At 56.1% G+C, this 20817-nt stretch carries 12 protein-coding genes; 5 read left to right on the top strand and 7 right to left on the bottom strand.

Features of this window, described 5'->3' with window-relative positions:
- Positions 1–32: 32 nt before the first annotated feature.
- The 3 genes from HBM95_21690 to HBM95_21680 form a co-directional block, all read right to left on the bottom strand.
- A complete protein-coding gene (locus tag HBM95_21690; GenBank protein ID NIH45521.1) occupies positions 33–1355 on the bottom strand; it encodes an MHS family MFS transporter in 1323 nt (440 codons plus the stop codon).
- 260 nt (positions 1356–1615) lie between these two features.
- Positions 1616–2641, bottom strand: coding sequence for an inner membrane protein YhjD (gene yhjD, locus HBM95_21685; protein NIH45520.1), 1026 nt, complete (start codon positions 2639–2641; stop codon positions 1616–1618).
- Between the two features lie 51 nt (positions 2642–2692).
- Positions 2693–3592, bottom strand: coding sequence for a LysR family transcriptional regulator (locus HBM95_21680; protein ID NIH45519.1), 900 nt, complete (start codon positions 3590–3592; stop codon positions 2693–2695).
- A gap of 119 nt (positions 3593–3711) precedes the next feature.
- On the opposite strand from HBM95_21680, the gene HBM95_21675 reads away from it, so the two are divergent.
- Both HBM95_21675 and HBM95_21670 read left to right on the top strand, forming a co-directional pair.
- The gene (locus HBM95_21675) at positions 3712–4470 is read left to right on the top strand and encodes an SDR family oxidoreductase (protein ID NIH45518.1); all 759 of its coding nucleotides are present in this window, start codon (positions 3712–3714) and stop codon (positions 4468–4470) included.
- Between the two features lie 173 nt (positions 4471–4643).
- Positions 4644–5246: a response regulator transcription factor gene (locus tag HBM95_21670; protein ID NIH45517.1), complete on the top strand. Its 603-nt coding sequence runs from the start codon at positions 4644–4646 to the stop codon at positions 5244–5246.
- Here the strand turns inward: HBM95_21670 and HBM95_21665 are convergent.
- Positions 5225–5563 carry a lysozyme gene (locus HBM95_21665; protein ID NIH45516.1) on the bottom strand — a complete coding sequence of 113 codons (339 nt, stop codon included), beginning with the start codon at positions 5561–5563 and terminating at the stop codon, positions 5225–5227. The two genes, HBM95_21670 and HBM95_21665, sit on opposite strands and share 22 nt — an antisense overlap.
- 71 nt (positions 5564–5634) lie before the next feature.
- Positions 5635–6174, bottom strand: a complete 540-nt coding sequence (locus HBM95_21660; protein NIH45515.1) for a GNAT family N-acetyltransferase — start codon at positions 6172–6174, stop codon at positions 5635–5637.
- A gap of 147 nt (positions 6175–6321) precedes the next feature.
- Here HBM95_21660 and HBM95_21655 point away from each other — a divergent pair, with 147 nt between their 5' ends.
- Complete coding sequence (locus tag HBM95_21655; protein ID NIH45514.1) at positions 6322–7911, top strand: hypothetical protein; 1590 nt, start codon at positions 6322–6324, stop codon at positions 7909–7911.
- Positions 7912–7970: 59 nt separating this feature from the next.
- Here the strand turns inward: HBM95_21655 and treF are convergent, their stop codons facing one another.
- Complete coding sequence (gene treF, locus HBM95_21650) at positions 7971–9620, bottom strand: alpha,alpha-trehalase TreF (GenBank protein ID NIH45513.1); 1650 nt, start codon at positions 9618–9620, stop codon at positions 7971–7973.
- 185 nt (positions 9621–9805) lie between these two features.
- Positions 9806–10429 (bottom strand): response regulator transcription factor, encoded by a 624-nt coding sequence (locus tag HBM95_21645; GenBank protein NIH45512.1) that lies wholly within the window; start codon positions 10427–10429, stop codon positions 9806–9808.
- 276 nt (positions 10430–10705) lie between these two features.
- On the opposite strand from HBM95_21645, the gene HBM95_21640 reads away from it, so the two are divergent.
- Entirely contained in the window at positions 10706–15307 is a 4602-nt protein-coding gene (locus HBM95_21640; GenBank protein NIH45511.1) for a Biofilm associated protein A, read from the top strand.
- Between the two features lie 86 nt (positions 15308–15393).
- Positions 15394–20781: a hemagglutinin gene (locus tag HBM95_21635; GenBank protein ID NIH45510.1), complete on the top strand. Its 5388-nt coding sequence runs from the start codon at positions 15394–15396 to the stop codon at positions 20779–20781.
- Positions 20782–20817 lie beyond the last annotated feature (36 nt).

Here is a 20817-nt window from a genome sequence, read left to right as displayed (position 1 = left end):
GGGTCGGGATGAGGGCATCAGGCCGCAATAAATTACAGCGCCTGATGCTTAGTCTCGTGCGTCAGCAGCAGGGCAATCAGCGTCAGCGCCGCCATGGCCGCCAGATACACCCCCACGTAGAACAGACCATAATTTGCCTGCAGCCAGGTGGCGATATACGGCGCCACGGACGCGCCCAGAATGGAGGAGACGTTATAGGAGAACGACGCGCCGGTATAACGCACTTCCGTCGGGAACAGCTCCGGCAGCAGTGCGCCCATCGGGCCGAAGGTCAGCCCCATCAGGCTCAGGCCAATCAGCAGATACGCCATCACCAGCGCCGGGTTACCTGAACTCAACAGCGGCGGGAAGACGAACAGAGCAAACAGAATGATCAGCGTGGTGATCGTAATCATGCTCGCACGACGGCCGAATTTATCCGCCAGCAGGCCGGCAATCGGTACCATCACGCCAAACCCAATCACCGCCATCATCAGCATCCACAGCACTTCATTACGCGGCAGACCCAGCCCTACCGGCGCGGCGGCGGTGCTGTAGGTCATGGAGTACACCGTCATGATGTAGAACAGCGTGTAGGTCGCCAGCATGATAAACGTGCCAAGCACGGTTACGCGGAGGTGTTTGGTCAGCAGGGTGCCCAGCGGCACTTTTACCTGTTTTTTCGCCGCAGCCACTTTCGCAAACACCGGCGTCTCATGCAGGGAAACGCGGACGTACAGGCCAATCAGCACCAGTACCGCCGAGAAGACAAACGGAATACGCCAGCCCCAGCTCATGAACTGTTCGTCCGTAAGCAGCCAGGAGAGCAGCAGGAAGGTCCCGTTGGCAAAGAAGAAGCCAATCGGCGCGCCAAGCTGCGGGAATGAACCGTACAGCGCGCGTTTACGCGGCGGGGCGTTCTCGGTTGCCAGCAGCGCTGCGCCACCCCATTCACCGCCCAGCCCCAGACCCTGACCAAAGCGCGCCAGCGCCAGCAGAACCGGCGCCAGAATGCCGATGGTTTCGTAGGTCGGCAGCAGGCCAATCGCCACGGTGGAGATCCCCATCGTCAGCAGCGAGGCCACCAGGGTGACCTTACGACCAATGCGGTCGCCAAAATGTCCAAACAGCGCAGAGCCAATCGGACGCGCCACAAACGCGATAGCAAAGGTCGCCAGAGACTGTAGCGTTGCCGCCGTCGGGTCTCCCTGCGGGAAGAAAATATGCGGGAAAACGATAACCGCCGCGGTGGCGTAAATGTAAAAGTCGAAGAACTCAATGGCGGTGCCAATTAGCGATGCGACGACAACTTTATTGCGCGAGTTTACCGGGACGTGTTCCGAACCTGAGTCGAGTGTTGTGGCTGTTGATTGCATAATATTTTCTTATTTTTGTCGAACGAAAGGCCATATTACGCACAGCAAAAGCGACATTTCAATCTGTAACAAAGCCGCGTTCTGGTTATAAAAGCAACAAAAAGCGGATAATTTTCAGGCCAGCCAAAATGCTTCCATGAAATGCTTCACAGTTTTTAAATATTGGTGGATAAAACTGGTTTTCGGTTAAATAAAAGTTACGGACTGGATTTATATGCTGAAATGATGAGTCGGGCTGAAATATCAGCCCGAGAGCGGAGTTAGCGGTGTGTTTTTCCGGGCATCCGCGTGTCGCCTTTGTACTCGGCGGTGGCAATCCACGCCGCGCAGAACAGGGTCAGGCGGGCGAAGAAGTAGAAGAAGGCCATCAGTCCGAGCACAGAGCCAAACGCCGCGCCGGAGGGGGATTTCACCAGCGACGGCAGGGTGTAGGTCATCACGATCTTAATCACCTCAAAGCCGATTGCCGCAATCAACGTGCCCCGGAGCAGCGCCTTCTTGCGCGGACGATGGCGAGGCAAGCGCCAGAAAATCCAGAAGAACAGCAGGTAGTTGGCGAAGATAGAAATCGCCAGCCCGATGCCGCGCCAGGCGGGCTTCAGCCATTCGATGTAATCAAGATAGAGCGCAGAGATAATCATCTGCTGTGCTGAACCGGCAACAGAGGTGATCGAGAGCGTCACGACCAGCGCGACGAGCAGACCAATCAGCGAAATAAAATCGCGGAAATACTTAATCCAAATTTTCTCCTGATCCTGAGGCGTGCGCTCCCACACGTCGCGCGACTGGGCGCGAATGGCCTCGCGGAGGTTGCCCATCCAGTTAACGCCGGAATATAGGGCGATCAGCAAACCGACGATGCCGACGGTAGTGCGCTGCTGAACGGCGGTGTTAATCGTGCTTTTCAGCGTGGTGGCGAGGGTCGGATCACTGACGTTATTCAGGATCTTATTGAAGATATCCTGCAGCAGCGTCGGGTGCGACGCGAGCACAAAACCGGCCGCTGCAAACGACACCATCAGGATGGGGATCATCGACAGGAACGAAAAATAGGTGATCGCGGCACCGAACTGGTTCCCCATGCGGTCATTAAAGCGTTCGGCCGCACGTATCAGATGCGCAACCATGGGAAACTGCTGAATTCTCTCCGCCAGGCTGGTGACGGTGCCCAGCGCCTTGCTGGCGGTACCGGGGGCTTTAGCCTCTTCTGGCTCGGTTTCCATCTTCTTGATGGGTTCATAATCTAAATGTTGGGTGGGTCGTTGCGGGTTATTTTCCGGCGTCACGCGTCTTTTCCTTTTTCGTTTGGCTGGATGTTACTGAATTATAGCTTGCGACTAATCCACGTAAGCTTTTGTGAGTTCGGTTAGCCACTCCATAAACAGATGAACCCGGCGAGAGAGGTTGCGCCGGTGGGGGTAAATCAGGGAGACAGGCATCGGTTCCGCGCGATACTGCGGGAGGATCTCAATCAGTTTCTTCGCGCGCAGCAGGTCGCGTACCCCAACGCGCGGGGCCTGAATGATCCCCAGCCCGGCAAGGCAGGCGGCCTGGTAAGTTTCCGTGCTGTTTACGGTTAGCACCCCGCCCGTTTTTATCCACTGCGTCGTGCTGCCGTTATAAAATTCAAAGCCCTGAGGGCGACTTCCCAGCATCGCGGCGTAATGAATCACGGCGTGCGAGCCTAAATCGTCCAGCGTGTCGGGGTAGCCAAAACGCGCCAGATAATCCGTGCTGGCACAGTTGATCACCGACAGCTTGCCCAGCGGACGGGCAATCAGCCCTGAATCCTTCAGGGAACCCACGCGGACGACGCAATCAAACCCTTCGCGGATCACATCCACCAGGCGATCGCTGCTGCTGAGCTCCAGTTCGATACCCGGATACTGCTGTAAAAAAGCAGGCAGTTTGGGGATGACGACATTTCGAGCAACGCCGACGGGCATATCCACGCGGAGCCTTCCGCTGATGCTGGAGGGATCGTGCTGAAACATACCGTCGAGTTCATCCAGGTTTGCCAGCAGATCTTTTGCCCGTTCGTAATAGACCATGCCGTCCTGCGTCAGGCTGACGCGGCGCGTGGTGCGGTGCAGTAGCTGGGTGCCAAGCCGGTTTTCCAGAGCCTGGATTTGCCGGGAAACGCTGCCTTTCGGAAGCGTTAATGTCTCTGCCGCGCGGGAAAAACTCTCCAGTTCCGCGACGCGAACAAACAGCTGCATTGCGTGAATTTTATCCATAGATGAAGCTCATTGTTGTTTGTACTGAAACAGTGAAGCGTTATTGCCCATCTTTATTGATCTTCTATCACCTAATAAGCTCTTTCTCAATCTCCATAACAGCCAAAACGAGGTTTATGATGACTGAACGTATCGCATTAGTGACGGGTGGTAGCCGTGGATTGGGTAAAAACGCTGCGTTAAAGCTGGCGGCAGACGGCACGGGAATTATCCTGACCTACAATCGTAGCCAGCAGGAAGCGCTGGACGTGGTGCGCGAAATTCAGGGAAAAGGCGTCAAGGCGGCGGCATTACAGCTCAACGTCGGTGATATTGCCAGTTTCGAAAATTTTGCTCACCAGCTTCAGGAGATCCTGAGCAGCGTCTGGCAGCGTGAAACCTTTGATTATTTATTGAACAACGCCGGGACGGGTTTATACGCACCCTACACCGACACGACGGAAGCCCAGTTTGATGAAGCGCTGAACATTCACTTCAAAGGGCCTTTCTTCCTGACGCAGCGCCTGCTGCCCCTGCTTAACGACGGGGGGCGGATCCTCAACGTCTCCAGCGGACTGGCCCGCTTTACCCAGCCAGGTTCAGGAACCTATGCGGCCATGAAAGGGGCGATGGAAGTGCTCACCCGCTATCAGGCGAAGGAGCTTGGGGCGCGCGGAATCTCCGTCAATATTATCGCGCCAGGCGCGATCGAAACCGACTTTGGCGAGGGACGCGTGCGCGACAACGCGCAGCTTAACCAGATGCTGGCGTCGCAGACGGCGCTGGGGCGGGTGGGGCTGCCGGACGATATCGGCGATGCTATTGCGGCCCTGCTCAGCGACAGGTTGGGCTGGATGAATGCGCAACGTATTGAAGTGTCAGGCGGTATGTTCCTGTGATGTCTGATGTTAAGGGGAGGGAACCCCTTAAGGAAATCCTTAATATGGATGTGTCAAAATACGGGTAAATATAAAAACCACTGGCGGATTTGTAACCTCTGCATTCATTGAGTTTTTTCTTAAATTGCGCCTCTGTAGAATCCCCCTTCGCTATTCTCAGAGGGAGAAATACGATGCGAGTAATCATGTTTGACAGGCAGTCGATATTTATTCATGGAGCGATACACGGTTTGCGGAAATTAATTCCTGAAATAAATATAACGGGGACTTGTCAGGCAGACGATTTATGGGCGCAAATATCCGCGTCACCGTCTGCTATCGTCATGATTGACGGCAATTTAATTCAGGATGAGGAGAGTTCTTTCCTGGACGAAATCATGCATCGCTTCCCTTCGGTACGGGTGATGATGGTTCTGGCAAAAAAAGAGACCAGATGGGTTGAGCAACTCATGCAGCGAAACGTGATGGCTATTATCCCCCGTAACGCCAACCCTGAGCGGTTTGCCGCCGTGCTGGATTCCGTGTCGAGAGGGATGGTCTGCTTTCCCGGCGAGTGGGTCAGCCAGCAATCGTCAGCGCAGGCGTTACTCTCGTTGAGCGAGCGTCAGCGAGAGGTTCTGAAGCTGCTGGCGGCGGGTGAATCAAACAAAGAGATTGGCCGCAATCTCAACATCAGTGCGGCCACGGTAAAAGCACATCTGGAAGCGCTTTTTCGCCGGCTGGAGGTGAAAAACCGAACCCAGGCCGCCATGTACTATACCCGGGCGACGGCCTGAAGCACCGCTTTCGGGAGCGCGGATGCCGCGCCGAAACTCAATATCATCAGTACTACAGCGTCATGCTGCTGCTGGGTTAATGGCCCAACCCCCTTTTCCTGCAGCAGCGTCTCAACCCGCTGAATATCTTCGTAGAGTAAATATTCAGCCTGAAGAGGCGTAATAAGGCCGCGAAAATGTTCCCCTTCGCGGATCGCATGTCCGTAGCCGATTACCCATAAACCCTTTTCATCACGATATTTCTCCAGTGAAAGCCCTTGATGTTTCTTTATTAATTCAATGGCGGTGGAAGAAATATTCAGCGCATGACCTTTCATATTCGTTTCCTCTTAGTGGCGATACTGTAGAGGAATCGAGGCAGGAGAAATATCCGCCAAATGGCTGTTGTTCAGGAATTTTTGTTCAGGTATTCCTGCCGCAATAACCCAAATAACCAGTCATTTTGCCAGCGACCGGAAAGGTAATAGCTCTCGCGTAGCTCGCCTTCCAGCCGGAAGCGGGCTTTTTCCAGCAGGCGCCTGGAGGCGACATTTCCTGCAGTGACGGTGGCGGTGAGCCGACGTATACCGCCCTGATGAAAAGCGTAATCGCAAAGCGCCTGCAGGGATTCGAAGCCGTAACCTTTTCCCTGTGCCTCGGGGGCAAAAAGAAAGCCCACTTCGGCGCAATCCTCCTCCCGATGAATATACCCGGTAAGGCCCAGCGGGGTCTGTGAGAGGGCGTCACGAACGACGAGGCACAGCCAGTGCGTGCTCCCCGGCGTCCAGGGCGTCAGGCGCGAATCAAACGCCTCGCGGATCGCCGCGACGGGGCGGTCCTCCGCCACAAAGCGCATGACGTCGGGATGCTGCTGCAGCGCCAGGAAAAAGGGCCAGTCTTGTTCCTGCACGGGGGTGCAGGTCAGGCGCGAGGTCATTAAAACTGGCATTGAGATTCTCCTGAAGCTTTTTAAATGATTTTAGGGTTGTCACTTTATTTCAACAGAAAGTCAGGTATGGTTAAGCGCGTATAAATAAAAAGAAAAACGGCCGTTAGTGCCTATTCCGGATGTCTTCGTTGTCGCTTAAGGAAAACAATGACTCTCAGCACATCACATCATATCCGCGAACAGTTTGAACACTGTCTGGCGGTCATTCGCCAGGCGTCGGTGGAAATCTTGCTTCTTCTGAATGTACATGTTTCTGAGGGAAAAGATCCACGCTGGTTTCTGGAACAGCTGGACAGCGCGCGTTTAGGCCTCGGGGGATGGGCTGCGGTTGCGAAGAAGCTCAACCTGAATGATGCCGAGATGTCGGAATTTACGCTGCAGCTGCGCCTGCTGCAGCAGCGCGTCCCGCAGTATGAAAGCGGGCAGGATGTCAGCGAAAACCAGCTTATTGCGGCGATGCGGTTTGTGACTACCCTGGAACATCTTCGTCTGCAGCAGCCGCTTCTGACCTACAGCACCGAGCTGGTGCCGGGTAGCGAGCTTCAGCAGCAGCAGGCGCACAAGCAGGTACGCGCAATTGAGTTAATGATTAAAGGCCTCATTCAGCAGGCCTGGCCCGATCAGGTGCGGCTCAATAATCATCTTAAAACCTTATTCAACGCTGACCGCGTACGACGCTGGCTGAAGCATGGCGAAATCAACGATGTCCTGAGCGGCATGATGTTCAGCGAACTGGCGCAGATGCTGGTGGATAAAAAAGAGTTCAGCCGCTACTACGCCTCGCTGTTTAACGACCCGTCCATGCTGACGCTCCTGGTAGAGCCGCGCAAAACGCTGCAAACATTTCTCGACGACATCCGGCAAATCCGCAACAACATCACGGTGCAGAAAACGTTAAGTTCGGCGCAAATTCAGCTGCTGGATAACTACTACATGCAGATCTCCCGGCCGGTTCAACGCGCGTTTGAAGAGGGAAGAACGCGCGTCAACCCGGCTGGATTCATGGCGGTGGATGCCAGCGAGCTGCACGCTTTCTGGGAAAAGGCGCAAAAAATGGATCGGGTCACCGGTGGGGATCTGTTTGAAGTTCGCGACACGATTGAAAAGCCGACCCAGCGCGCGCCGCGCACGCCCGAACAGCGTGAGCAGCTTATCTCCGGTGCGTTATGGGGGGCGGTTGGCGTGATGGTGATTGCCATCGTGGTAGGCGGCTTCTGGCTGGTGACCAGCAGCAAACCGCAGCCTGCGGCGCAAAATACGGCGCAAGCGGCTCCGCCGGAGGAGATGCGTGAAACCCCTTCCTCGCGCGAGACGCTGACGCGCATGGGGGTGACCTGGGACGACAATAATTTCCGTTCGGCGATTAACCGCAACGATACCCGCGTGGCGCTGCTCTTCTTGCAGGGTGGGATGGACTGGAAGCTGTCATGGACCGAAGAGGCGATGTCGGCCGGCTATGACGACGTTCTGGAGCTTATGCTGCGCTACCGGCAGAACATGGCGGAAGAGAAGCCGTGTCGTCGTTTCATCAATACGCTCAGCCACGCCATGTCGAACGGCGAGTCTCTGACCTCAATACGTAAAGAGTATTTGAAAGCGTTCTGCACCGTGCCGGCCGTGGTGAAGCGCCAGAAGCACGATCTTGAAATGGCAACGCGACGCGCGCAGTCACAGCCGGATGCCACCACAAAAAAATGGCAGTCCATTCAGACCGCCATTTATGAGGTGATTCGCTGATTTATTCTCCCTCTCCCTGTGGGAGAGGGCCGGGGTGAGGGCACCAGACCGCACCCCTCTCAAGGCTCCCCATACAACCCAATCAACCGCCGCACCACGCCGTTCGTCCAGCCGAAGCCATCCTGCAGTGGATACTCCCCGCCGCCCCCTTCGCGCGGCGTACTGCTGGCGATGTGGTACTTCTCAATCAGCTTGTGGTGCGTCTTGTAGAAGTGGTTCACCGTATGCAGCCAGCTCCAGGCGATTTCATCCCCCAGCGAGTCGTTGCCGTACTGCTTGAACCCCTGAATCGCCATCCACTGCAGCGGCGCCCAGCCGTTGGGTTTATCCCACTGCTCGCCGGTTTCGTATTCGGTTGCCAGAATCCCGCCCGGCGTCAGCAGGCGCGCTTTTACCGCATCAGACAGGCGCTCGGCCTGCTCATGGGTGGCCATGCCCACGTACAGCGGCACAATGCTCGCCGCGGAGAACAGCGCCATCACTTCGCGGCGCCAGTCGTAGTCGCGGTAGCAGCCGTTCTCTTCATCCCACAGATAGCGGTTCACCGCCGCGCGGCGATCGCTGGCCTTCTGGCGGAACAGCTCGGCGGTCTCTTTATCCCCTTTCGACGCCGAAATATTGGCGATTGCGCTCTCCAGCTTGAACAGGAAGGCGTTCAAGTCAATCGGGATAAACTGCGTCGTGCGGATGCTGGCTAATCGGCCTGGCTCGCGCAGCCAGCGAGAGGAATAATCCCAGCCGGAGGCCGCACCGGCGCGCAGATCGCGATACACCTCATTCGGCGGACGACCCGAGTGGCGGGCCGTTTCCACGTCCTCAATCCACGATTCGTCGCGTGGGGTATCACGGTCGTCCCAGTAGCGGTTCAGCAATGAACCGTCCGGCATGCGTACCGCGCTGCGGTAGGCCTGATTAAGCAGCAGCGACTCCGCGCCGTCCATCCAGAAGGCGTGCTCCATTTTAAGGTGCTCAAGGTAGCGTTTCGCGCCGCGCACGCCGTCCTCTTCAAACAGCTCCACCATCAGGGCAAAGACCGGCGGCTGGGAGCGGCTGAGGTAGTAGGTGCGGTTACCGTTCGGAATATGGCCGTAGCGTTCGATCAGCCACGCGAAATTATCCGCCATGCATTTGAGCAGATCGTTACGGCCGCTCTCCGCCAGCCCCAGCATGGAGAAGTATGAATCCCAGTAGTAGGTCTCGCTGAACCGCCCGCCGGGGACGATATAGGCCTGCGGCAGCGCCAGCAGGGAGGACCAGGGAATGTGATCCTGCGGTTCGCGCGTCAGGACGGGCCACAGGCTATCAATGTGCTCTTTCAGCGACAGGCCAGGGTCGGAGACATATTCAGTGCTGTAGGTTTCCGGCAGCCAGAAGTGGTTCTCCACGAACTGGCGCAGGTCAAAATCCCGGTGGCGTCTAACCTTGCGGTAGCGGATCAGGATATCCAGCGGATCCATCTTCGGCGCGCAGTCGGGGAAGGTTTTGCTGTCCGCAAACAGCCGCGTCGACTGTACGTGTTCGAACAGTTCAAGATAGCGGTCTGCGGGCGTCAACGCATCGGAGGCGGGTAGCCCCTCGATCATTTCGGGTTCCGGCTCCGCCTCAATCATCTCATCCAGTTTTAACTCGCAGGGATCGGTCTCGTAGCGCAGCTCTTCTGCAATCTCGAATTCGATGTTCTCGGTAGCCTGTAGTTTCTGGTTGAACATGGTGATAAGGACCTCCGGTTGTGTGTTCTAAAGACAGGTTTTTCCGGGCGTCTTATAAGCGTAGACATTCGCTTCGGTAGATGTGGAGGGATATGTGCGGTAGATCACTCTTTTCGGAGCATTCGTTTTGCAACGATTTATGTCATCAAGCCCGAACAAACCGTCATCCGGGCATCTTCCGGTGCTCAGTACAGATAATTCCGTTTTGCCAGATCGACCAGGTCCGCCAGACGAGTAATGTTAAATTTTGCCATGATACGCTGCTTATACGCGCTCACCTTTTTATTATTCATGTCCAGCATCGAGGCAATAATCTGGTTGCTATAGCCAGCAGAAATGTAGCGCAAAATACAAATATCAATATGAGACAAAGATAATAATAACGAGGCATCCCGCGGATATCTGGCATGATGATGCCAAAGCTCAGAACCGTAGCAATACTGGCCGGAGAGTACGTTATTGATGGTAGTGATTATTTTATCTAACGAGCTATTTTTATTGATGTAACCGGCCGCGCCAGCTCGCCTGCTTAGCTGGATGTGAAAATCGCTGAAAGACGAGGACAAGATGAGAATCCGAATATCCGGGTGCGTTTTTCTTATTTTCGCCAGGTAAGAAAATACCTCAGCGCTTTGTTGCAGATGTTCCATGATAATCAGGTCCGCGCTTAACGCAGGTAATGCGCTGTACAATTCCTCGATTGTAGGAAATTGTGCCACAACCTCATAATCTTGTTCTGTTAATAAGCCCTTGATACCTGCACGCAGCAGTGGGCTGGAATCCATGAGAATGACTTTTCTACCTGACATTCCTGTCTGTCCTGAGTGGGTAACAAAAACATTATTTTCTCTCCGTCTCTAAAAAAGTGAACCAAGACTTGTCTTTATCTTTGCCATTATTTTCTTCACGCCATCTCTACCGAACCTTTCCCTTAAATGACTTATAAGACCGGTTTGCGACAGGTCTTATTAAGCCAACACTTGCCAGCCGGGAAGATAGCGCCAGCCAGGGAATGTATCCCGTATGGAAGTGCGTCTGGCGCGTTGCGCGGACACAGATCGATTATTTACACGAGAATTTAAAAAATGACTCTCAAGCCAGTAAATATTGCAGTCGTAGATAAAGATACGATTGTCAAAGCTGACGTTCTGCGCAGTGAAAAGGTTGGCAGTGCTGTCAAAATTAAGGCCATCCCGAATGCAAAATATATTCTTGCTGAAGGGGAAAATGGTGTCGCGCCAGAAAACATTACGCTGAAACGCGTAGGCAAAGACCTGTTCGTCATGCTGGAAGGCACTGATGAGGATCAGCCACAGCTGATCATTGAAGACTATTTCGATAACCCAAGTGAGCTGGTCGGTAAAGGCGAAGACGGTCAATGGCATGAGTACATCGCCACCGATGGCGACGACGACCACAAAGCCGCGTTCCTGCTGGACGGCGAATCTTCCGCTCATGCGCTGGGCGCAGGGGCGATTGCAGGTCTCGACGGTCTGGCCGTTGCGGGCACCGCATTTTCTCCTGCTCTGCTGGCGCTGGGTGCGTTAGCCGGGATTGGTGCGCTGGTAGGCCTGGGCGCCATTATTCGTCATAACCGTGACGATGGCGGCGACAAAAAAGGCACCGTTGCACCTGTTACTACCCCTGTGCTGACCGACGTGCATGACGACTATGGCACCAAAACCGGCTCGATCCCGCAAAACGGCGTGACTGATGACGCCACGCCAACGTTTAGCGGTACAGGCAAAGCGGGCGATATCGTTGAGTTCTGGGAAAACAACGTCAAGCTCGGCGAAACCCGTGTCGGCGCTGACGGCACCTGGACCTGGACGCCGGAAACCCCGCTGGCGCACGGCGACCACAGCATTGTGCTGATCGGTAAAGACCCGGATGGCCGCACCAGCGCGCCGAGCGATTCTTTTGATTTCACCGTCGATCTGGAAGCCCCTGTTAAGCCGATTATTGGCGAAGTGGAAGACGATGTTGGCGCGAAAACAGGCCCAATCCAAAACGGCGATGCGACTGATGATAAACAGCCGGTCTTCCGCGGTGAAGGTGCCACGCCTGGCGATACCGTGCGCCTGATCGTTGACGACGAAGTGGTCGGCACGGCGATCGTCGGTGAAGACGGTAAATGGGAAGTGACGCCGGAAAACCCTCTGCCGGAAGGCAGCCATACCGGGAAGGTGATCATCACCGATCCGGCCGGGAACGACAGCGAACCGTCTGATGATTTCGAATTTATCGTTGATCTGCAAGGTCCTGACAAGCCGGTCATTGGTGACGTTGAAGACGACCAGGGACCGTCCGTAGGGCCAATTCATGATGGTGACACCACTGACGATACCCAGCCGGTGTTCAGTGGCGACAAGGGTACGCCTGGCGACACCGTGCGTCTGATTATTGACGACGAAGTTGTGGGTACCGCAATTGTTGGTGATGACGGCAAGTGGGAAGTAACTCCGGAGAAACCGCTGCCGGAAGGGAATCATGAAGCTGTCGTCGTCATCGTTGATCCGGTCGGTAACGCCAGCGATCCGTCCGATCCGATCGGCTTCATCGTAGACACCACGCCGCCGTTAAAACCGACGATTGATAGTGTGTTTGATGATGCTGGCCTGAAAACAGGCAACCTGACCAACGGCGAGGTCACCGATGACAGCACCCCGGCCTTTACCGGTACCGCTGAGAAAAATAGCCTGGTGCACATCATTGTTAACGGTAAGGAAGTGGATTCCGTTACCGCTGACCCGACAGGTAAGTGGACCTGGACGCCGTCTCCGGCGCTGACGAACGGCCACTACGATGTGAAAGTGGTTGCCGAAGACAAAGCGGGTCTGCGTTCCGAACCATCCGATGCGTTCTCGTTTGAGCTGGTAGCAGGCGGCATTCCTCCGGCACCGGCAATCACGGACGTAATCGATGATGTTGATGCCCATGTTGGCACCGTACAACAGGGTGGCATCACGAACGATGACAAACCGACCATCACCGGTACGGGTCAGGACGGGACGACCATTTACCTGTATGACGGCACTAACCCGACGCCAATCGGTAGCGCTGTGGTTACGGGTGGCACCTGGACCATTGATTTCGACACTGCACTTTCGCAGGGCGAGCACCGCTTCCGCGCGGTGGCGGAAAACGCCGTGGGCAACCGCAGCCCGGAAACCGGCGAGTGGATGATTATTGTGGACTCCGTTAAACCGCTGGCACCTACGGACATTGAACTGTGGGACGACTTCGGCACACCGGGAATTATTGCGGATAACGGTACCACCGACGATAACACCCCAACCTACCGTGGTAAGGGTGACGCGAACGGTACCGCGATCATCGATCTGGGTAATGGCACCACCGTGCGCGTGCCGGTAGATGGCAGCGGTAACTGGAGCTACACCCCGGCACCGGCCCTGGCGGATGGTGACTACACCTGGAAAGTCTCGATTGAAGACAAAGGGGGTAACGTTGGACCAGAGTCTGCGCCGATCCACTTCACCGTGGACACCAGCCACAACGGTGTGTCTATCAGCCACGTGGAAGACGATGAAGGCGAACTGAAGAGCAATCTGGCCAGCGGCAGCCATACCGATGACACGACACCAACCGTTGTGGGCCGCGCGACGCCTGGTGCCGAAGTGAAAGTGTATCTGGACGGCAACTTTGTCGACACCGTGATCGCTGACCCGGCGACCGGTGTGTGGAAATACACCTTCAACCCGGCGCTGACCACTGACAAGACGTACCAGATCACCGCCAGTGAAAATACCGGCACCGGTGATAGCGCGCAGACGGCGCCGTTTGAACTGACGCTGGATACCCGCGTACCGGTTGGCTCATTCGATAGCGTATCGGATGACGTCGGTCTGGTGCAGGACGACCTGGCGAACCCGGCAGTGACCGATGACACCACGCCAACTCTGCACGGGACCGGCGTCGCGGGTGATGTCGTGTTTATTTATGACGGTGACACGCTGATCGACTCCGTGACCGTAGGCCCGGGCAACACCTGGAACTTTACACTGCCTGCACAGAACAACGGCACGGAACTGGCCCTGAAGACGGTGTTCCAGAGTCCGACCGGCGTGAGAAGCGCCCCGTCCGCGGAGTGGAAAATCACCATTGATACCGACGCGCCGACAAGCAGCGCGGTGGTGGATGCGATGACCCAGGACTCCGGTGTCAGCGGCAGCGACTTCATCACTAACAGTGGTAAAGCCGGTAGCCTGGTCAGCGGTCATCTCTCAGCTCCGCTGGAAGCGGGCGGGAAAGTACTTGTCTCCACTGACGGCGGGAACACCTGGCTTGAAGCGATGGTCGACGGCGACAAATGGGCGTTTGTTGACGGACAGGGACACAGTGCTGACTGGACTGTCCTGACGCGTGTGGTCGATATCGCCGGGAACTACACCGAATCCTCGCAGAAAGTGGTGCTGGATCAGGTGGCACCTGATGCACCGACCGACGTGGTGCGCAGCGGTAATGACGTGACGGTAACGCTGCCGGGCAGCGGGATTGTCGAGGGCGACACCGTGCTGGTGAAGAACGGCGACGTTACCGTGACCCATACGCTGACGGCTGCCGACATTGCTAACGGCAACGTGACCCTGACCATGCCTGCGGGTGGCTACACCGATATTCCGGTGGGCGCGGCGATTGTTGACGCGGCGGGTAACAGCTCCAGCTACCGCACCAGCGCGTTTACCAGTACCAACAACTTCGAAGACGACACGGAGTTCGCGGACATTAACGCGGGAGCGTGGGTACACGGGATGCGTTTCTCCCACACACCAGGTACCGGCCCGACGGATTATGAGTTCAACAAACAGGTCATTGGCACGGGTAGCACCAACAGTCTGTATCTCTACAGTAGCTCAGGAGATAACGGGATGGCAGGCAGCATGTTCGTTGATTTCCAGTATGGCGCTAAAACGATCGATTTCGTTTTCAACCCGCGCCTTGCTGGCCCATCGACGGTGGTGACGTTCTACGACATCAACGGCAATGAGATTAGTTCGCAGACGGTGAGTGCTTTCCTCAGCAACCGTAACGTCCCGGTGTCGTTTACCAGCCCGGATGATACACCGGTTTACCGGATGGAGATCCACCACGAGGAGCAACCAACAAGCACCGGGTTTGGTTTCAGCATCGATAACCTGGTGGTGAGCGGAACGGCGAAAACCGTCACCCCGGGTGAGTTCCTGGCGGATAACCAGGGCGATGTCTGGTACGGGGACGCAGCGGACAACCTGTATCAGGTTGCGGACGTGGCCAGCCTGACCGGTGCGGTGATTCAGGGTGGAGAAGGCACCGACACGCTGAAGCTGCTGGGGGCGGATCAGCACCTCGACCTGAGCGCGCTGACCCACCCTGTCCAGTCAGTGGAAGTGTTCGACATTACGGGAACAGGCAACAACACCCTGACGCTGAGTGCGGGGGATGTGCTGGAAAACGCCACGCAGAACCTGTTCCACGACAACGACTTCAACCAAATGATGGTGAAGGGCGACGCGGGGGACACGGTGAATCTGAGCGACCTGCTGCCGAACGGTATGGACCCGGGTAACTGGACCGATGGCGGGACGGTGAATGTTGGGGGAGTGGAGTATCAGTCTTATCAGATGGATAGCCTGAATACCGAGATCCTCGTTCAGATGGGAGTCACGGTCACGCTACAGAACCATTAATTGATGCCAGGAAAGTGAGGCTCCTGCACCGGAGCCTCCAGAACGTTTTAGACCAAAACATAAACAGAATTCATTTGGAAAATTGTATGAAAAAGACCATTACTTCTAACAACAATACCGAAAATATCGCCGCAATGGCGACATTGCCACCGCTGCCGACAGACGTTTTACTGTGGAACGACTACCAGTTCCCGCGTGAAATTCACAACGGCGATCCGAGCGAAGATAACACCCCAACCTTTAGCGGTAAGGGTGAGGCGGGCATGACGGCGGTGATCGACCTCGGTGGCGGTCAGAGCGTTCGCGTACCGGTCAGTTCAGAAGGTATCTGGAGCTGGACCCCTGCGCCTGCGCTGGCTGACGGGTCTTATACCTGGTCAGTCGCTCTGGAAGACAATCAGGGCAACCGCGGTCCGTCTACCCCGCCAATCAGCTTCACCATCGATACGGTAGGTAATGCGGTCTCCATCAGCCACGCTGAAGATAACACCGGTACGCTGACCAACCCGCTGGCAAGCGGCAGCAGCACGGATGATGTTAACCCGGTTATCGTGGGGACGGCGACGCCGGGCTCCCTGGTGACCCTGTACGTTGATGGCGAACCTGTTGGCTCGATGACCGCTGATCCGGTCACCGGCGAGTGGGCGATTGAGATCAACCCGGCGCTGGAATCGGGTAAAACCTACGAAATCACCGCGGGCGAGTATAGCGGCCCAGGCGAAATCCCTGCCCCGACGCGTCCGTTCCTGTTGACGGTAGATACCGTTGTGCCGACCGGCACCTTCGATCGTATTGAAGACAACGAAGGCCGTTATAAGGGTGATGTGGCCAACCCGGGCGTGACCGATGACACCACCCCAACCCTGCACGGTACCGGCCGTCCGGGGGATATCGTGTTCGTGCGCAACGGCAGCGACATCATTGATTCAGTCACTGTTCGCCCTGACGGCAGCTGGGAATACACCCTGCCTGAGCAGACGAACGGCACTGCGCTGGACGTCAGCGTGGTCTTCCGTGGCCCGACCGGTGTGGAAAGCGCACCGACCGCACCGTGGAAGCTGGTGATTGATACTGAAGCACCAAACAAACCGATTATTGGCGACGTCGAGGACGACCAGGGTCCGGATGTCGGCCCTATTCACAACGGTGACACCACGGATGATTCGCAGCCGGTATTCAGCGGCGAAGGCGCCGTGCCTGGCGATACCGTTGAACTGATTGTTGATGACGAAGTCGTGGGGACCGCGATTGTCGGTGACGACGGTAAATGGGAAGTGACCCCGGAGAAACCGCTGCCGGAAGGCGAACATGAAGCGGTAGTCGTGATCACCGATCCTGCGGGCAACGCCAGCGAGCCGTCCGATCCGATCGACTTTATCGTCGACACGCAGCCGCCGGCAAAACCGACGATCGATACCGTTTATGATGACGCAGGTCAGCATACCGGCAATATCGCTAACGGTGGTATTACGGACGACAGCACCCCGGACTTTACCGGTACAGCCGAGAAGGGCAGCCTGGTGTTTATCATTGTGAACGGGAAAACCGTTGACTCTGTGACCGCTGACGCCTCAACCGGGATCTGGACCTGGACGCCAGCACTGGGCATGGCCAACGGCCATTACGATGTCACCGTTGTGGCGCAGGACAAAGCGGGGCTGCGTTCCGAGCCGTCTGATGCGTTCTCGTTTGACCTGCTGGCGGGCGGTATTCCGACGGCTCCGGCCATTACTGACGTGATCGACGACGTTGACGCGCACGTGGGTACGGTACAAAACGGCGGCATCACGAACGACGCACGCCCGACCATTACCGGTACCGCACAGGATGGCACCACGGTCTATCTGTACGATGGCACTAACCCGGATCCGATCGGCAGTGCCGCGGTAACGGGTGGCCGCTGGACCATTGACTTTGATTCTGATCTGCCGCAGGGCGAGCACCGCTTCCGTGCTGTGGCCGAAGACAGAACCGGTAACCGCGGTCCGGAAACCGGCGAGTGGGTGATTATTGTCGATTCCGTTGATCCGCTGGCACCTACGGACATTGAGCTGTGGGACGACTTCGGCACGCCGGGTCTCATCGCCAATGACGGCACCACCGATGACAACACCCCAACCTACCGTGGTAAGGGTGAGGCGAACGGTACCGCGATTATCGATCTGGGTAACGGTACTACCGTGCGCGTACCGGTAGACGAGAAAGGTAACTGGAGCTACACCCCGGCACCAGCGCTGGCGGATGGCGACTATACCTGGAAAGTCTCTATCGAAGACAAAGCAGGTAACGTGGGTCCGGCTTCTGACCCTATCCACTTTATCGTGGATACCAGCCGTAACGGTGTTTCCATCAGCCACGTTGTGGACGATCAGGGCGACTTCGTCGGTAATCTGGGCAGCGGTAGCCACACTGACGACACGACCCCAACAGTGGTGGGCCGTGCGACGGCGGGTGCCCTGGTGAAAGTGTACGTTGATGGCAAATACATCGACAGCGTGCGCGCTGACGCCGTAACCGGTGCATGGCAGTACACGCTCAGCCCGGCGCTGACAGCGGATGCAACCTATAAGATCACCGCCAGCGAAGACGCAGGCGCAGGTGAGAGTGCACAAACCGCACCGTTCGAACTGACGCTGGATACGCGAGTGCCGACAGGTTCTCTGGATCGCGTCGCGGATGACGTGGGTCTGGTTCAGGACGATCTGGCGAACCCGGCCGTGACCGATGACACCACCCCAACCCTGTACGGTAAAGGTGTGGCAGGTGATGTGGTGTTTATCTACGACGGTACCCGACTGCTTGACTCCGTCACCGTAGGGCCAGCAAATACCTGGAACTACACGCTGCCACAGCAGAACAACGGCACTGAGCTGTCTCTGACGGCGGTATTCCAGAGCCCGACCGGCGTGAAGAGCGCACCAACGGCTGCGTGGAGCCTGACCATTGATACCGAAGCGCCAAACGCGCCGGTTATTACCGGCTCCTGGGATGATGTCCAGGGCGGTGTATATAACGGTCTGGTGGGTAATGGCGGTGTAACCAACGACAGAACGCTGGATTTACGCGGCACGGCGGAAGCAAATAGTGTTGTTTACATTGTGATCGATAACTATGGCACTGTTGCGGGTTCCGTGACGGCGGATGCGAAAGGTAACTGGGCATTCCCTGTCACGACTAACTACAACCAGCAGTACGACTTCCATGCGTACTCTGTCGATCCGGCGGGCAACCGTTCAGTGGACTCTGCGAAGTTCTCGATTACAGTTGATACGGTCAATAACGCACCTGTCATTACCGGCTCCTGGGATGACGTTCAGGGCGGTGTGTATAACGGTCTGGTGGGTAACGGTGGCGTAACCAACGACAGAACGCTGGATTTACGCGGCACGGCGGAAGCGGGCAGCGTGGTGTATATCATCAACCCGGCAAACGGTGGGGTGCATGGTTCAACCACGGCGGGTGCGAATGGACAATGGTCTTTCCCGCTGACCACCAACTATAACCAGACGTATAACTTCCAGGCTTACTCTGTTGATAAAGCCGGGAACCGTTCGGAGAACTCCACCAACTTCGCGATTACCGTGGATACCGTGGTGGCCGCACCGAACGTAACGGTTATCTCTGATAACGTGACCGGCGGTAAAGTCGGTAACCTGGTTGACGGAGATCGTACTAACGATAACCGTCCGACCATTACCGGTAATGGTGCCGAAGCGGGTGCGAAGATTGAGATCGTGCTGGCGCTGGGTAACCAGGGATGGACGAGCGGTACAAACCTCGTCTACACCACCACGGCCAAAGCCGATGGTACCTGGAGCCTTGAAATTCCGAAGGCATTGCAGGATGGCACCTGGTACTTCCGTGCTAATCAGACTGACCTGGCGGGCAACAAGAGCGCTCTGGGGAACCAGCACTATGTTGTTGTCGATACCGTGGCTGCCGCGCCGAACGTAACGGTTATTACTGATAACGTGGCGGGCGGTAAAGTCGGTAACCTGGTTGACGGAGATCGTACTAACGACAACCGTCCGACCATCACCGGTAACGGTGCGGAAGCGGGCGCGAAGATCGAAATCGTGCTGGCGCTGGGTAGTCAGGGGTGGACGAGCGGTACAAACCTCGTTTACACCACCACCGCCAAAGCGGACGGTACCTGGAGCCTGGAAATTCCGAAGGCATTGCAGGATGGAACCTGGTATTTCCGTGCTAATCAGACTGACCTGGCGGGCAACAAGAGTGCTCTGGGTAACCAGCACTATGTAGTGGTTGATACGGTTAACGCAGCACCGACCATTACCAGCGTGATGGATAACGTCGGGAATGAAACCGGCAATGTTGCCAACCTGGGTAAAACGGATGACAGCACGCCAACGTTGAACGGTACGGCGGAGGCAGGCAGTACGGTCTATATCGCCGTGAATGGTGGCACCTACTCGACCACCGCCTCGGCGACGGGTAGCTGGAGCTTTACACCGTCTGCACTGCCGCTGGGTAACCATACCTTTAGCGTCTTCTCGATTGATCAGGCGGGTAACAGGAGTGCGGGTGTTTCCCGTAGCCTGACGGTAATCTCACCGAAAACAAGTGGCTTTGAGGACTTTAATGCGCTGACCCCACAGAGCTATGGGAAGGGGCTGGTTACACTGGCGAGTGGTCTGAAATTTACGTTAAGCGATAACTATTATCCGGGTTACGGTGGTTCAATTTATCAGTGGGGTGTAGGGAATAGCCGTAAACTGGCACTGACCGGCGATATCACCATGCATTTTGATGGTGTGAATGCGGTAAGCATGAAGCTTTCCGGTGCAAACGACTCAATTCAATCGAGTGTCGTGAAATCCACCTTCATTGTCTACGATACTGCAGGCAAGGTGATTTCATCCGGGTATCTGCCTTCTGGGGAAGCGACCTTCTCCGCCACCGCACCAGCGGGACGCGAGATTGGCAATATTGTCTTCCATATGGGGCGTGGGGCCAGCAGTGGTCTGTCGGGCGGTGGTAATACCATCAACACCGATCAGTACATGATTGATGATGTTCGCTGGACGGTTAACACCACCCGCACTGCCTCCAGAAGCATGATGATGAGCACGGAAGAGCAGCATGACGACAACACCCATGCCGTCAGCACGCTGAACGGTCACGAGATCAATCTGGATAACCTCCAGCACAAGACCATTGATCTGACCAACAGCAAGCAGGACAAGCTGAATATCAGTCTGAACGACGTGCTGACCCACGCGGAGAAAGATCTGTTTATCGCCGATGGCAATAAACAGATGATGGTTCAGGGTAACAAAGGTGATGTTGTGAACCTGAGCGATCTGCTGCCAGACAACAGCGATCCGGGTAACTGGACCAATGCAGGCAACGTTAAAGTTTCCGGCGTGGAATATCAGGTTTACCAGGTGGAAAACCTTGATGTTGAACTGCTGGTGCAGAACGGCGTCACCGTCAACGTGAATAATCACTAACTAAAACTTTTCCAGGCCCCCGGGAGGGGGCCTGTG

This window comes from Enterobacter asburiae (assembly GCA_011754535.1).
In the GTDB taxonomy this organism is placed as follows: domain Bacteria; phylum Pseudomonadota; class Gammaproteobacteria; order Enterobacterales; family Enterobacteriaceae; genus Enterobacter; species Enterobacter cloacae_N.
This window is presented reverse-complemented; position numbering and strand designations above follow the sequence as displayed.